The following is a 14,834-nucleotide window of genomic DNA, read 5'->3' on the forward strand; positions in this document are numbered from 1 at the left end:
CGGCGAAAGAGTACGCTCATAACCTTGTTGCGCTAGCCCATACCTTTTCACACTCCATAAAAAATGCCATTAATGAGGTAAAAAATCATTAATGGCATTATTTTTATTGAATTAAATCAATGTGCTAAATCAGCTTATTCCCACTCAATGGTCGCCGGCGGCTTACCGCTGATGTCATACACCACGCGGGAAATACCATCGACTTCGTTGATGATGCGGTTAGATACGCGGCCGAGGAAATCGTACGGCAGGTGTGCCCAGTGTGCGGTCATAAAATCGATAGTTTCGACAGCGCGCAGGGAAACAACCCAGTCATACTTACGACCATCGCCCATCACGCCGACGGAGCGAACCGGCAGGAACACGGTGAACGCCTGGCTCACTTTGTTGTAGAGGTCAGCTTTATGCAGCTCTTCGATGAAGATAGCGTCTGCGCGACGCAGCAGGTCGCAGTACTCTTTCTTCACTTCGCCCAGCACGCGCACGCCGAGACCCGGTCCCGGGAACGGATGACGGTACAGCATATCGTACGGTAGCCCCAGCTCGAGACCAATCTTACGCACTTCATCTTTGAACAGCTCACGCAGCGGTTCAACGAGCCCCATCTTCATCTCTTTCGGCAGGCCGCCTACGTTGTGGTGAGATTTAATAACGTGGGCTTTACCGGTTGCGGATGCGGCAGACTCAATGACGTCAGGATAGATAGTCCCTTGCGCCAGCCATTTAACGTCTTCCAGCTTCAGCGCTTCTTCATCGAAAACTTCAACGAACACGCGACCAATGATTTTGCGCTTCGCTTCAGGATCGTTTTCACCTGCCAGCGCAGCCAGGAAGCGAGCTTCACCCTCAACGTGAACAATATTCAGACCAAAACGATCGCCAAACATGTCCATAACCTGCTGGGCTTCATTCAGGCGCAGCAGACCGTTGTCCACAAATACGCAGGTCAGGTTTTTGCCAATAGCACGGTGCAGCAGCATTGCGGTGACGGAGGAATCCACGCCGCCGGACAGGCCGAGAATGACTTTATCGTCGCCCACCTGCTGGCGAATACGCTCGATGGCGTCGTCGATAATTTTAGCTGGCGTCCACAGCGCTTCGCACTGGCAGATCTCAAGCACGAAGCGCTCCAGCATACGCAGACCCTGACGGGTATGGGTGACTTCCGGGTGGAACTGCACGCCGTAGAAACGCTTCTCTTCGTTGGCCATAATAGCGAACGGGCAGCTTTCGGTGCTGGCAACGGTGACGAAGTCAGACGGGATAGCGGTAACTTTATCACCGTGGCTCATCCAGACGTCCAGCATCGGCTTACCGTCGGCGCTCAGCGCATCTTCAATACCGCGGATTAGCGCGCTGTCGGTCTGAACTTCAACCTGCGCATAGCCAAACTCACGCTCATTAGAAGCTTCGACATGGCCGCCCAGCTGCATCGCCATGGTCTGCATACCGTAGCAGACGCCAAATACCGGCACGCCAGCCTCAAAGACATACTGCGGCGCGCGCGGGCTGTTATCTTCGGTGGTGCTTTCCGGGCCGCCGGAAAGAATAATCCCGTTAGGGTTGAACTCACGAATTTGAGCTTCAGTCACGTCCCATGCCCACAGTTCGCAGTAGACACCTAATTCACGAACGCGACGCGCAACCAGCTGAGTATACTGAGAACCGAAGTCCAGGATAAGAATACGATGTTTATGAATGTTATCCGTCATTGACGATAATTCCGAGGCAAGTATTACAGGTTAAATAAATCGCCCGGCGCATGGCCGGGCGATGAAAATCAGGAGCCCATGCGGTAGTTCGGGGATTCCTTGGTGATGGTCACGTCGTGTACGTGGCTCTCCTGGATACCCGCGCCGCTGATACGCACGAATTCCGCTTTAGTCCGCAGGGTGTCAATGGTACCACAACCGGTCAGCCCCATACAGGAGCGCAGGCCGCCCATCTGCTGGTGAATGATCTCTTTCAGACGGCCTTTATAAGCAACGCGCCCTTCGATCCCTTCTGGCACCAGTTTGTCGGCGGCGTTATCGGTCTGGAAGTAACGGTCAGAAGAACCTTTGGACATCGCGCCAAGGGAACCCATACCGCGGTATGACTTATAAGAACGCCCCTGGTACAGTTCGATTTCGCCCGGGGATTCTTCGGTACCGGCCAGCATTGACCCCACCATGACCGCGGCAGCGCCTGCCGCAATCGCTTTAGCGATATCGCCGGAGAAACGAATCCCGCCATCGGCGATCACCGGAATACCGGTGCCTTCCAGCGCTTCAACCGCGTCGGAAACGGCGGTGATCTGCGGAACGCCTACACCGGTCACGATACGAGTCGTACAGATGGAACCTGGACCGATACCCACTTTCACCGCGCTGCAGCCGGCTTCAGCCAGCGCACGAGCACCCGCGCCGGTCGCCACGTTACCGCCGATGATTTGCAGATCAGGATATTTAGCACGAGTATCGCGAATACGCTGCAATACGCCTTCAGAGTGGCCGTGAGAGGAGTCGATCAGCAGAACATCCACGCCCGCGGCAACCAGTGCGTCAACGCGCTCTTCGTTACCCGCGCCCGCACCAACTGCAGCACCAACGCGCAGGCGACCCTGCTCATCTTTACAGGCGTTTGGTTTACGTTCTGCCTTCTGGAAATCTTTAACGGTAATCATGCCGCGAAGATGGAAGCTGTCATCCACAACCAGCGCTTTTTCTACGCGTTTTTCATGCATTTTTGCGAACACGACTTCACGGCTTTCGCCTTCACGCACGGTAACCAGACGCTCTTTCGGCGTCATATAAACGCTAACCGGCTGATTCAGATCGGTAACGAAACGCACGTCGCGGCCGGTAATAATACCCACCAGTTCGTTGTCTTCGGTAACCACCGGATAGCCGGCAAAACCGTTGCGTTCGGTCAGCTCTTTGACTTCGCGCAGGGTAGTAGTCGGCAGAACGGTCTGCGGGTCGGTAACCACGCCGGATTCATGCTTCTTCACACGCCTGACTTCTTCAGCCTGGCGCTCAATTGACATGTTTTTATGAATAAAGCCGATGCCGCCTTCCTGTGCCAGAGCAATTGCCAGACGCGCTTCAGTTACGGTATCCATCGCAGCGGAAAGCATTGGAATATTCAAACGAATTGTTTTCGTCAGCTGAGTACTGAGATCGGCGGTGTTTGGCAGAACGGTTGAATGAGCGGGAACGAGGAGGACGTCGTCAAACGTCAGAGCTTCTTTAGCGATACGTAGCATGGGCAATATCTCGACCAGGGTGGATAAATATTGCCGTGGCATTATACAGAGCGTAACCGATTGCATCTACCCTTTTTTGCAAATAATACTTGCGCTCCCCTCCCAGCAGGTTACTATCGACTGAATAACCTGCTGATTTAGAATTTGATCTTGCTCACATGTTGCCATCTCAATCCCCCTCAATTTACACCGTTAGCCGCCTGAATCAGTCAGTTCGACTGCTGCTGGAACGTGAAATGGGCCAGGTATGGATTAGCGGCGAGATTTCCAATTTCAGCCAGCCCTCTTCCGGCCACTGGTACTTCACCTTAAAGGACGATAACGCCCAGGTGCGCTGCGCAATGTTTCGCAATAGCAACCGCCGCGTAACCTTCCGCCCGCAGCACGGGCAGCAGGTGCTGGTACGCGCTAACATTACGCTTTACGAGCCGCGCGGTGATTATCAGATTATTGTCGAAAGTATGCAGCCGGCAGGCGAAGGACTACTTCAGCAGAAATATGAACAGCTCAAGGCTGCACTGGCCGCGGAAGGGTTATTCGATCAGCAGCATAAGCAAGCGCTCCCCTCCCCCGCGCACTGCGTAGGCGTTATTACGTCAAAAACCGGCGCTGCGCTGCACGATATCTTACACGTGCTCAAACGTCGCGATCCTTCCCTGCCGGTGATTATCTACCCAACCGCCGTTCAGGGCGAAGACGCACCGGGGCAGATTGTTCGGGCGATAGAACTGGCCAACGCGCGCGGTGAATGCGATGTGCTTATTGTCGGGCGCGGCGGCGGCTCCCTGGAAGATTTATGGAGCTTTAACGACGAGCGGGTGGCGCGGGCGATTTTTGCCAGCCCTGTTCCCATCGTCAGCGCCGTCGGTCATGAAACCGACGTCACCATCGCTGATTTTGTTGCCGACCTGCGCGCACCAACGCCTTCCGCGGCGGCAGAAATTGTCAGCCGTAATCAGCAGGAGCTGCTGCGCCAGCTCCAGTCCGGGCAGCAGCGTCTGGAGATGGCGATGGACTACTTCCTTGCCAACCGCCATCGTCGCTTTACGCAGATTTTCCATCGTCTGCAGCAGCAGCATCCCCAGCTGCGGCTGGCCCGTCAGCAAACGGAGCTGGAAAGATTACGCCAGCGCATGCGTTTTGCCCTTGAAACACAAATGAAGCGTGCCGACCAGCGCCAGCAGCGCGCAACGCAGCGTCTGAATCAGCAAAATCCGCAGCCGCGAATTCACCGCGCTCAGAGCCGTATTCAGCAGCTGGAATACCGACTGGCGGAAAATATCCGCTCACGACTTGGCGAACAGCGCGAGCGCTTCGGTAATATGGTTACGCATCTGGAGGCCGTCAGCCCGTTGGCAACGCTCGCCCGCGGCTATAGCGTGACCTCGGCCAGCGACGGTAAAGTGCTGAAACAAACCAAACAGGTACGCGAAGGGGAGCTCCTCACTACCCGCCTTAACGATGGCTGGGTAGAGAGCGAGGTAAAAACAATTACGCCGGTGAAGAAAACCCGGGCGAAGAAAAAATAACGACGGTTATTCTACCGTCGCCCATTCCACGCGTTTTTTCGAAATCAGCCCGTGCCCATTCTGGCAAAAATAATCCACCGCGCCGCAGGCTTTTAAAACTTCCAGCGGCTTGTGGCAATCCGGACAGCGGGCTTCAACCACATAATCTTTCGCACAACGATCGCAGTGGGCGTGATTGGCCTGCACGGCAAGCGGCGAATGGCATACGGGACACTCAAATTCCATGGTGACTCCTGATGAAGGATATATTTCTTTATTTTATCACGTTTGCCTGATGAGTGAGGAGCATACAGTTACTGTTACATCATGATAATCGTTAATGACAAACAGACTATTTTATCCATCACCGGACCATCGCGTTTTACTTTATTCACCCTGCATGTTAAATCGCGACTGAGCGAAAGCATTATATATTTTCTTGTCGGTAAAAGGCGCAAAGGTAGCCTGCTTAGCGACTTCGACCAGCGCGTCGCAATATTGTTTGTTACCTTCACTCGTCGTAATGCTCTGCAGTTTTCCATCGTAGTCAAAACGCAAATGTATCCTGCATTTTTTGCCCTTCCAGCCGTAACGATTGGATAACCGGGACTCAATTGATTCTTTAATCGCTCTGGCCTGCTTGCCATACGCATCGTCATCATTGAAGCGCCCAGAGTCACAGCTGCCTAAAGCTGTCGTTTTATGACAATCAGAAGGACGAAGCGGCGCGCAGCTACTGGTAAAGATGACGACGATAGCCATCATTAGTATTTTTTTCATATCCTGTTCCTTAATTCGTCTTTTAAGCGATTCCCTGGCATCATCTCTGGCGCGTTCTTCTTATCTAAATGGTACACCACGGCTTTGAATGCTACCGGGCTGGTTTGGCGCTGGTACTTCAACGGAAGAGGCTACCGGTACGAAATTAATGGTGATAATGTTTTTCCTGGAGGGCTTCCCTTTAGCATATCGCCACTTTTTCATGGCAGCTCTGACCTCGTTATCAAACATTCTGGAAGGGTTCGAGCTTAATAACTGAATGTTAGTAACGAAGCCATTATCGTCAACATCAAATTGCGCTTTAACCTGGCCCGGTATCCCTTTTTCCGCAGCTTTAGCAGGATAAACAGGCTTAATACGAGGTTCCACAGGTTGTGATTCAGCGGCATACACGACGGGAATAATAAACAGTATCAGGCTAGCTAAAAATCTTTTCATTTTGACCTCATGTCATCGAAGTATTAATCCTCACTCACTTTTCGCATATTTATACAGCGGCCTCAAGCAGGTTTATTGTTAATCAGCAATTTGCCAATCCTGAGAAATAAAAAGCCCGCGGTCAGAGGCGGGCTTCAGAATTTTACCAGGGCGAATAGCTTATTTGCTTTTCTTGATATGTTTGATCAGGCGCTTACGCTTACGCATCTGGTTCGGCGTCAGGGTGTTGCGTTTGTTGGCAAACGGGTTTTCCCCTTCCTTGAACTGAATACGAATCGGCGTGCCCATCACTTCCAGAGATTTACGGAAGTAGTTCATCAGGTAACGTTTGTAAGAATCCGGTAGGTCTTTGACCTGGTTACCGTGAATAACCACGATCGGTGGGTTATAACCCCCGGCATGGGCATATTTCAGCTTCACGCGACGGCCGCGCACCAGCGGCGGCTGATGGTCTTCGGCAGCCATGGTCATGATGCGGGTCAGCATAGCGGTCCCCACGCGACGGGTTGCGCTGTCGTACGCTTCGCGCACGGATTCAAACAGGTTGCCTACGCCGCTGCCGTGCAGTGCGGAGATAAAGTGCACGCGGGCAAAGTCGATAAAGCCCAGACGATAGTCCAGAGTCTCTTTCACCTGCTCTTTCACTTCCTGGCTCAAACCGTCCCATTTGTTGACGACGATCACCAGCGAGCGGCCACTGTTGAGGATAAAGCCCAGCAGGGAGAGATCCTGGTCGGAAATCCCTTCACGTGCATCAATCACCAGCAGCACGACGTTAGCGTCTTCAATCGCCTGCAGCGTTTTAATTACTGAAAATTTCTCTACGACATCGGTAATCTTGCCGCGTTTACGCACGCCCGCGGTATCAATAAGTACGTATTCACGCTCATCGCGCTGCATCGGGATATAGATACTGTCGCGGGTGGTTCCCGGCATATCGTAAACCACAACGCGATCTTCACCCAGAATACGGTTGGTGAGGGTGGATTTACCTACGTTCGGACGGCCCACTATCGCCAGCTTAATCGGCAAATCCTGTGGGTTAAAATCATCTTCCGGCTCTTCAATTTCTTCGCCGTTCTGTTCGGCTTCAAACTGCGCCCAGTATGCCGCCTCTTCGTCGACCTCTTCCGGCGGGTTGACCTCGTCAACCCACGGCAGCAGCACGTGTTCCAGCAGGCTGGTAACGCCGCGGCCGTGTGAAGCGGCAATTGGATAAATATCACCTAACCCCAGCGACCAAAAATCGGCGATCGCCTGATCGGCGTCGATGCCGTCAGTTTTGTTTGCCACCAGGAAGGTCGGCTTTTCACGTGAACGCAGATGCTTTGCAATTGCAGAGTCCGCAGGCATCAGGCCCGCGCGCGCATCAACCATAAACAGCACAACGTCCGCTTCTTCGATTGCCAGCAGCGACTGCTCCGCCATACGCGTTTCTACGCCATCCTCGGTACCGTCGATCCCGCCGGTATCGATACAGATAAATTCGCGGCCTTCAACTTCAGCACGACCGTACTTACGGTCACGAGTCAGCCCCGGAAAATCCGCGACCAACGCATCACGAGTGCGCGTTAAGCGGTTGAAGAGCGTGGATTTTCCAACGTTAGGGCGCCCGACAAGCGCGACCACAGGTATCATGTTAAATGCCTCATACTAAAATCGATACAACGCCACGTTTCACGGCGTTTTTTAAAAAGCCAAAACGGCCCCTGTCTGCCAGGGGCCGTTTCTCAAAAATAGACTACCGCAGTCGTTAACGCGTAATAGCGTACAGCGTGCCGTCTTTAGCCTGAATCAGCAGTTTGCCGTCCGCGACAACCGGATCGGTCAGGAAGCCAGAGCTGTCCACCTTCTGCTGAGCGACAAAGTGACCGTCTTCCGGGTTAACCCAGTGCAGATAGCCTTCGCTATCACCGACAACCAGGTTGCCATTATACAGCACCGGAGCCGTCAACAGACGATGCAGCAGATCGCTTTGCGTCCAAAGCGTCACGCCGCCATCGGTAGTTAACGCCAGCAGACGATCGCTCTGGTCGACCATATAAATACGGTTACCATCGACGATGAAATCGTTCACTGAACCCAGCTCACGTTTCCACATGATCTGGCCGCTGCGCAGATCCAGAGCGGTCAGATTACCGTTATAGGCCAGCGCATAAATTACTCCGTTAACTATAACCGGCGTGGTATCAACGTCGTTAAGACGATCGATTTCAGTCGGGCCGGTAGCGGTAGAGATACGCTGCTGCCAAATCATCTGCCCCTGCTGCATCAGCACCGCGCTGACACGGCCGTTGTCGCCGCCCACGATAGCTGCGCCGTAGGCAGTAGCCGGAGCGGATTCACCACGTAAGGAGAGCGCAGGCATATCGAGGTTAACGGTCCATTTCACCGCACCGTCGGCCTCATTCAGCGCCTGCAGCTGGCCGTTGGTGGTATGGATCAGCACCATTCCGTCGCTTACAACCGGACGAGAAATCGCCTCACCCGCCACGCTAGCTTCCCACGCGACGCTACCGTCGCTGGTGTTCAGCGCGTAGACTTTCGCTTTTTCGCTACCGATATACACGTGGCCGCCGGAAACGGTCACACCGCCGGAAAGCAACGCAGGCGCACGTGAGAACCAGCCGTCTTTCTCTGCGAGATTAACCGACCATACCTCTTTACCGTCGCCTGAATTCAGGGCTTTAACGGTGCCTTTACGATCGGCGGCATACACAACGCCATCAGCAAAAGCCGGGTGCAGGTTAGAGTAGAATTCGCCAATACCGCCGCCAACAGAGGTGCTCCAGGACGTGGACGGCGTAAACTGGTTTTCCACCGTCGGCAGTGGCGACATTTTCACCACATCTTCTTCGCTGTTAAACAACGAACAACCGCTCAATAAGGTAACGGAAAGCAGCCCTGGCAAAAGTAATTTACGCAATTGCATCGAGTCCCTCTCAGATGGACAAATTATTTATTTTCATACGCATCATTTCGCTGAGCGCCGGTGAAGCATCGCTTTTCGCACCCGCTTCCCATGCAGCTTTAGCCCCTTGCTTATCGCCTTTGCTCAGCAGGATCTCGCCGCGCAGGTCGGCGACAATCGCGGTCCAGCCTTCGCCTTTCACGGCATCCAGTGTTTTCAGCGCAGCATCAGGTTGCTTAAGCTGCAGCTGTACGCGGGCAAGACGCATATTGATAACCGATTTCAGGTTATCATCAGATGCGGCAGCCAACCCCTGCTGAAGCTGCTTTTCAGCGTTCTGCAGGTCGTTTTTATCCACAAACTGCTGCGCCAGCTCAAGTGAAGCAAACGCACCATAGGTGTTTTTGCTATCAGCGGCAAACTTCTGTGCAGCGTTCAGCGCTTCCGGTTTATCCGATTTGAGCGCGGAAATCGCATTTTCATAAGCCAGAGACGAGCCCCTGGCGGTATCCAGCTGATGGGAAGTCCAGTAGCGCCAGCCAACCAGTGCGCCAACGCCCAAAATCACCCCGACGGCCAGCGCTTTGCCATTTTCAGCAAAGAAACGCTTTAGCGCATCGACCTGATCGTTTTCGTTATTGTAAATTTCCACGCAGTCCTTCTCCTGACTAATGATTCCCGGGAGATTAACCCAGAAGTGTGCGCAAATGCGCGGCAACGCTATCCTGCGTTACGGTAGTTTGCTCACCTGAGCGTAAATCTTTCACTACCACGTTTCCGTCAGCGATTTCTGATTCGCCCAGCACCAGCGCGACGCTAGCGCCCCATTTATCGGCGCGGGCAAACTGCTTCTTAAAGTTGCCGCCGCCCTGGTTGGTCATCAGCTTAACGCCGGGCAACGCATCGCGTACCTGCTCAGCCAGACGCATTGCTGCGGACTGGGTGTCAGTTCCGGAGGCTACCAGGTATATATCGACAACAGGATCGGCTTTAAATTCCGGATTCACTGCCTGAACCAGTAAAACAAGACGTTCCAGCCCCATCGCAAAACCTACGCCAGGCGTTGCGCGGCCGCCAAGCTGCTCAACCAGACCATCATAACGGCCCCCGGCGCAGACGGTGCCCTGAGAACCGAGGCTGGTGGTTACCCACTCAAACACGGTGCGGTTGTAATAGTCGAGACCGCGCACCAGACGCTGGTTCACGGTATAGCGGATATCGGCATCGTCCAGCAGCGCGCAAAGCCCGGCGAAGTGCGCTTTCGACTCTTCATCAAGATAATCGCCCAGCGTCGGAGCGTCGTTCAGAAGCGCCTGTACATCCGGGTTTTTAGAATCCAGCACGCGCAGCGGGTTGGTGTACATGCGGCGTTTGCAGTCTTCGTCCAGCTTATCTTTAAACTGCTCAAGATAAGCCACCAGCGCATCACGATAGCTGGCGCGAGCTTCCAGCGAACCGATAGAGTTCAGCTCCAGCGCAACATGGTCGGAAATACCCAGTTCACGCCACCAGCGGGCGGTAAGCATAATCAGCTCGGCATCGATATCCGGCCCCTGCAGACCAAACGCTTCCGCGCCAATCTGGTGAAACTGACGATAGCGCCCTTTCTGCGGACGCTCGTGGCGGAACATCGGCCCAATGTACCACAGACGCTGTTCTTGATTGTACAGGAGACCATGTTCGATACCGGCGCGTACGCAGCCAGCAGTGCCTTCAGGGCGCAAAGTCAGGCTATCGCCGTTGCGGTCCTCAAAGGTATACATCTCTTTTTCAACCACGTCGGTCACTTCACCGATAGCGCGTTTGAATAACGGGGTCTGCTCTACAATCGGCATACGGATTTCGCTGTAACCGTAGCTACCAAGCACCTGCTTCAGTGAGCCTTCAATGCGCTGCCAGAGAGCGGTTTCGCCCGGCAGATAATCGTTCATGCCTCGGATGGCTTGAATGTTCTTTGCCACGTTTATTCTCTTTATATATACAAAAATGAACCCCGGCGCCTTGCGCCCGCAGGTTCAATCATACACGGGAAGCGTATCGCTTCCCAACACGTTATTTCGCTTCAACCTGCTGAATATCGATGCGACGAGCCTCATCGAGAATCGATGCTTTAGCACGAATCCGCGCCTCCAGCTGATCGATCATATCGTCGTTATCCAGTCGGTCTTTACGTACGCCATCTTCATACAGCCCGCTTTTTTTATTGCCGCCGGTCACGCCGAGCGTCGAAACCAGCGCCTCGCCTGGGCCATTCACCACGCAGCCAATGATCGAAACATCCATCGGCGTGATGATATCTTCCAGACGCTGCTCGAGCGCGTTAACGGTACCGATAACGTCAAACTCCTGACGTGAACAGGTCGGACAGGCAATAAAGTTGATCCCGCGAGAGCGGATACGCAGCGATTTGAGAATATCGAAACCAACTTTGATCTCTTCAACCGGATCCGCTGCCAGAGAAACGCGCAGAGTATCGCCGATCCCTTCAGATAGCAGTAACCCGAGGCCGATCGCTGACTTCACCGCGCCGCTGCGCGCGCCGCCCGCTTCGGTGATCCCCAGGTGCAGAGGTTGATCGATCTGTTTCGCCAGCAGGCGGTAGGACTCCACCGCCAGGAAAACATCGGACGCTTTTACGCTGACTTTAAACTGATCAAAATTGAGACGATCGAGGTGATCGACATGGCGCATTGCCGATTCCAGCAGCGCTTGAGGCGTGGGCTCACCGTATTTTTCCTGGAGATCTTTTTCCAGAGAACCGGCGTTCACACCAATACGGATAGGGATATTTTTGTCACGAGCGCAGTCAACTACCATGCGGATGCGCTCTTCGTTACCGATATTACCTGGATTAATACGCAGGCAATCAACCCCGTATTCCGCAACTTTCAGCGCAATGCGGTAATCGAAGTGGATATCGGCAACCAGCGGTACGTCAACCTGCTGTTTAATAAGCTTAAACGCTTCTGCTGCATCCATCGTTGGCACCGAAACGCGCACGATATCCGCGCCGACGCGCTCCAGAGCTTTAATTTGATTTACCGTCGCCGCCACATCGGTGGTGCGCGTGTTTGTCATCGACTGTACGGCGATGGGGGCACCATCGCCAATCGGCACATTCCCAACGTAAATTCGTTTTGATTTTCTACGTTGAATCGGAGCCTGGTTATGCATGAAAAATCTCCCGCGTTACCCGTCTGTTACTGCGCCGGTGATTGTTCGGCATTCAGGGTCAGACGCGCAACCTGGTTAGTTCTGATAAAACGACTCAAATCGACTGGTTTACCCAGATACTGAATCTCTACCGCTGCCGGCGCACCGATTTTCAGTTTATAGGGTGCCTGGCCGCTCAGATTGAGATTCCCGCCTTTACGCTGTAAACCGCTAAACAGTTTTTTGCCGGTCGCATCGCTCACTTCCAGCCAGCAGTCGGCGGTAAAGTTCATCACCAGATCCTGCGCAGAAGCCGCCGTAGCGGTCACGTTTGCCTGATCGGTCGGTAACGGTAACGCTGGATTTGCAAGCGCCTGAGTGGCCGCCGTATCGACGTTTGCCTGAGAAGGCGCGACAACGGCGTTATTATCAACCGGCGCTGGCGTCGATGCCGCTGGCGCCGCAGGAGCCTCTACGGGCGCGCTGTTAGCTGCCGTATCCGGTACCGAAGTGGAAGATTGAGTATTCAGTGGAATACTTTGACTGTTGCTATCTCCGGAATTCAGCTCAGCGGAGGACTGGTCGGCCATGCTGGAGATCTCGTCCTGCTGCGCTTTGTGATCCTGCCACCACCAGGCGCCGCTGAGGCCAATCACCACAAACAGCACCAGCCAGGTAAAGCTCATCAGCCAGCCGTCGCGCTTTTTGCGACGCTTACCCAGCGAGAAGCTTTGCATCGGCGCAACTTTCGCCGCCCGAATCGGAGCCTGCTTCGCCATCATCGGCAGCAGCTCTTCTTCAGGAATGTGCACAAGGCGAGCATAGGAGCGGATATAGCCGCGCAGGAAGGTTGAAGCAAGATCGGCGGGTGCCTTATCGTCTTCAATATCACGAACCGTGGAAACCTTCAGGCATAAACGTTCAGCCACCGCTTGCTGGCTGAGCCCGAGTTGTTCGCGGGCATTACGCAGACGCGCGCCCGTGGTATTTGCTTCTTGATGGTCTTGAGTGGCTTCAGTATTCATTCGCTACAACTACTGGTACGTGAAATTTAAAATTCAGCGCCGGTAACCCCGCGCCGCGAGACATCTGCTCAACGTCAGACAAACAGTATAAGTCGGTATGACCTGGTATCACAGAGACTTATCAATATTGAGTGCTAAGCGGTTGTTGTACCGCTACATACTGCCTCAAAGTCGACAAAAACGCACCGTAATTATTAACCAGAACAGCGTATTTCGCCCGGCCATTCAACATAAATATGCAACGCACGTCCAGGGCTGTGCGCCGCATCATTTATCAGACAGCCTTAACGTCGATCGCTTCGCCCTGCATACGTTTACGCAGCGTACGCTTGGTACGGTCGATTACGTCGCCGGCCAGCTGACCGCAGGCAGCGTCAATATCGTCACCGCGAGTTTTACGCACAATCGTGGTAAAACCATACTCCATCAGAACCTTGGAGAAACGGTCGATACGGCTGTTGGAGCTACGGCCATACGGCGCGCCCGGGAAGGGGTTCCATGGGATCAGGTTAATCTTGCACGGCGTGTCCTTAAGCAGCGCAGCCAGCTCGTGGGCATGTTCGGTGCCGTCATTAACGTGGTCCAGCATGACGTATTCGATAGTGACGCGGCCCTGGTTGGCGTTGGACTTCGAAATATAGCCACGCACCGAGTTCAGGAAGGTCTCGATATTGTATTTCTTGTTGATCGGCACGATTTCGTCGCGAATGGTATCGTTCGGCGCGTGCAGGGAGATAGCCAGCGCGACGTCAATCATATCGCCAAGCTTATCAAGCGCTGGCACCACGCCGGAAGTGGAGAGCGTGACGCGACGTTTGGAAAGACCAAAGCCGAAATCATCAAGCATGATTTCCATCGCCGGAACCACATTGTTCAGGTTCAACAGCGGCTCGCCCATTCCCATCATCACAACGTTGGTAATCGGACGTACGCCGGTGGTTTTCACCGCGCCGACGATTTTCGCCGCGCGCCAGACCTGGCCGATAATTTCCGAAACCCGCAGGTTGCGGTTAAAGCCCTGCTGCGCCGTCGAGCAGAATTTACACTCCAGCGCGCAGCCAACCTGCGAAGAGACGCACAGGGTAGCGCGATCCTCTTCCGGGATATATACGGTCTCAACGCGCTGATCGCCAACGGCAATCGCCCATTTGATGGTGCCGTCGCTGGAGCGCTGCTCTTCAACAACTTCCGGCGCGCGTATCTCCGCGACTTCCTTTAATTTACCGCGCAGAACTTTGTTGATGTCGGTCATCTCATCAAAGTTATCGCAGCAGTAGTGATACATCCATTTCATCACCTGATCGGCGCGGAAAGGCTTTTCGCCCATGTTTTTAAAAAACTCGCGCATCTGCTGACGGTTCAGATCCAGCAGGTTGATTTTGGCATCTTTGTTCGGCACCGTCAGAGCGGCGCTATCAGGTGTGACTATTTGTTCAGACATAATTGATTCCGGCCTCGTTATTACACGTTATGGCCCCTGGAGGGTTGAAAAGAAACGCCCCGGGAGCGACTGCTCGTCCGGGGCGCTGTATTCTACAAATTCTGGCCCATCAATACTACGTCTGCACGCAGCAATGATGAAAAAATCTGTAACTGCCAGGCAGCTCCTCGTGACCGGGGTGAACGCACGCAGCCAACACCGCGACGGTCAGAAAGACGACGAGGATGGGTATCTCCAAAGTATTTTACGTCACGGCGAGGCGGCGAGTTCGCAAATCCCCGGAAGCATAGATAGCTATGTGACCGGGGTACGCGAATGAAGCCAACAAAGC

The 14,834-nt window shown here is 53.9% G+C and carries 13 protein-coding genes; 1 reads left to right on the forward strand and 12 read right to left on the reverse strand.

The window, feature by feature from the left end; translation table 11 throughout:
* Positions 1–134: 134 nt before the first annotated feature.
* Together guaA and guaB are read right to left on the reverse strand one after the other, a co-directional pair.
* Complete coding sequence (gene guaA / locus GJ746_RS18480; protein WP_154681503.1) at positions 135–1,712, reverse strand: glutamine-hydrolyzing GMP synthase; 1,578 nt, start codon at positions 1,710–1,712, stop codon at positions 135–137.
* A gap of 68 nt (positions 1,713–1,780) precedes the next feature.
* The gene (gene guaB, locus GJ746_RS18485; RefSeq protein WP_154681504.1) at positions 1,781–3,247 is read right to left on the reverse strand and encodes an IMP dehydrogenase; all 1,467 of its coding nucleotides are present in this window, start codon (positions 3,245–3,247) and stop codon (positions 1,781–1,783) included.
* 158 nt (positions 3,248–3,405) lie between these two features.
* On the opposite strand from guaB, the gene xseA reads away from it, so the two are divergent.
* Positions 3,406–4,776: an exodeoxyribonuclease VII large subunit gene (gene xseA / locus GJ746_RS18490; protein ID WP_154681505.1), complete on the forward strand. Its 1,371-nt coding sequence runs from the start codon at positions 3,406–3,408 to the stop codon at positions 4,774–4,776.
* Between the two features lie 6 nt (positions 4,777–4,782).
* Here the strand turns inward: xseA and GJ746_RS18495 are convergent, their stop codons facing one another.
* The 10 genes from GJ746_RS18495 to GJ746_RS18540 form a co-directional block, all read right to left on the reverse strand.
* The gene (locus tag GJ746_RS18495) at positions 4,783–5,001 is read right to left on the reverse strand and encodes a zinc ribbon domain-containing protein (protein ID WP_154681506.1); all 219 of its coding nucleotides are present in this window, start codon (positions 4,999–5,001) and stop codon (positions 4,783–4,785) included.
* 141 nt (positions 5,002–5,142) lie between these two features.
* Positions 5,143–5,535: a cell envelope integrity TolA C-terminal domain-containing protein gene (locus GJ746_RS18500; protein WP_154681507.1), complete on the reverse strand. Its 393-nt coding sequence runs from the start codon at positions 5,533–5,535 to the stop codon at positions 5,143–5,145.
* A 60-nt stretch (positions 5,536–5,595) separates the two neighbouring features.
* Positions 5,596–5,973 (reverse strand): TonB family protein, encoded by a 378-nt coding sequence (locus GJ746_RS18505; RefSeq protein WP_154681508.1) that lies wholly within the window; start codon positions 5,971–5,973, stop codon positions 5,596–5,598.
* A gap of 159 nt (positions 5,974–6,132) precedes the next feature.
* Complete coding sequence (gene der, locus GJ746_RS18510; protein WP_154681509.1) at positions 6,133–7,611, reverse strand: ribosome biogenesis GTPase Der; 1,479 nt, start codon at positions 7,609–7,611, stop codon at positions 6,133–6,135.
* A gap of 115 nt (positions 7,612–7,726) precedes the next feature.
* Positions 7,727–8,905 (reverse strand): outer membrane protein assembly factor BamB, encoded by a 1,179-nt coding sequence (gene bamB, locus GJ746_RS18515; protein ID WP_154681510.1) that lies wholly within the window; start codon positions 8,903–8,905, stop codon positions 7,727–7,729.
* Positions 8,906–8,915: 10 nt separating this feature from the next.
* Positions 8,916–9,536 (reverse strand): YfgM family protein, encoded by a 621-nt coding sequence (locus tag GJ746_RS18520; protein WP_154681511.1) that lies wholly within the window; start codon positions 9,534–9,536, stop codon positions 8,916–8,918.
* A 34-nt stretch (positions 9,537–9,570) separates the two neighbouring features.
* On the reverse strand, positions 9,571–10,845 hold the full coding sequence (gene hisS / locus GJ746_RS18525; RefSeq protein ID WP_154681512.1) for a histidine--tRNA ligase: 1,275 nt from the start codon (positions 10,843–10,845) through the stop codon (positions 9,571–9,573).
* A gap of 91 nt (positions 10,846–10,936) precedes the next feature.
* A complete protein-coding gene (gene ispG, locus GJ746_RS18530) occupies positions 10,937–12,058 on the reverse strand; it encodes a flavodoxin-dependent (E)-4-hydroxy-3-methylbut-2-enyl-diphosphate synthase (RefSeq protein ID WP_154681513.1) in 1,122 nt (373 codons plus the stop codon).
* A gap of 26 nt (positions 12,059–12,084) precedes the next feature.
* Positions 12,085–13,062 carry a cytoskeleton protein RodZ gene (rodZ, locus tag GJ746_RS18535; protein WP_154681514.1) on the reverse strand — a complete coding sequence of 326 codons (978 nt, stop codon included), beginning with the start codon at positions 13,060–13,062 and terminating at the stop codon, positions 12,085–12,087.
* 274 nt (positions 13,063–13,336) lie between these two features.
* Positions 13,337–14,503 (reverse strand): bifunctional tRNA (adenosine(37)-C2)-methyltransferase TrmG/ribosomal RNA large subunit methyltransferase RlmN, encoded by a 1,167-nt coding sequence (locus GJ746_RS18540; protein WP_154681515.1) that lies wholly within the window; start codon positions 14,501–14,503, stop codon positions 13,337–13,339.
* Positions 14,504–14,834: the final 331 nt, after the last annotated feature.

The sequence above is a fragment of the Klebsiella oxytoca genome (assembly GCF_009707385.1).
Taxonomy (GTDB): domain Bacteria; phylum Pseudomonadota; class Gammaproteobacteria; order Enterobacterales; family Enterobacteriaceae; genus Klebsiella; species Klebsiella oxytoca_C.